The sequence below is a fragment of the Hymenobacter defluvii genome, from assembly GCF_017589435.1.
Lineage (GTDB): Bacteria > Bacteroidota > Bacteroidia > Cytophagales > Hymenobacteraceae > Hymenobacter > Hymenobacter profundi.
Genome location: NZ_JAGETX010000127.1, coordinates 1 through 380 on the forward strand (window position 1 = coordinate 1; position 380 = coordinate 380).

The following is a 380-nucleotide window of genomic DNA, read 5'->3' on the forward strand; positions in this document are numbered from 1 at the left end:
GCTTAGCATGGCTGTGAAAGCGCTGAAAGATCTAAACCTATGGGGCCAAATGGCTGTCATTGGTATTGCTAAGCGCTTGGAAGAAATTTACGTACCCAACGACCCCCTACCCCTTTACATCGATAAAAAAAGCGAAAGCCTACGCCTGTTCCAACGAATGCGCGATGAGGTACACCGCTTTGGCATTACCTTCCATCGTAGCCGCCGCGACGCTGCTACCCTTAAAACAGAGCTAACAGATGTGAAAGGCCTAGGTCCTGTTACAGCCGATAAGCTTCTCTCCAAATTCAAGTCTGTTAAAAAGATTAAGGAGCTTACTGAGTTGGAATTAGTGGCAGAAGTAGGAAAAGCCAAAGCCAAAGTATTACTCAATTACTTTG

1 protein-coding gene is annotated in these 380 nt (G+C 45.8%); it reads left to right on the forward strand.

Annotated features, from left to right (window positions below; all coding sequences use genetic code 11):
* Positions 1–49 precede the first annotated feature (49 nt).
* Positions 50–380, forward strand: a 331-nt coding sequence (locus J4D97_RS23310; protein ID WP_243900488.1) for a helix-hairpin-helix domain-containing protein, incomplete at its 3' end; no start/stop codon positions are given.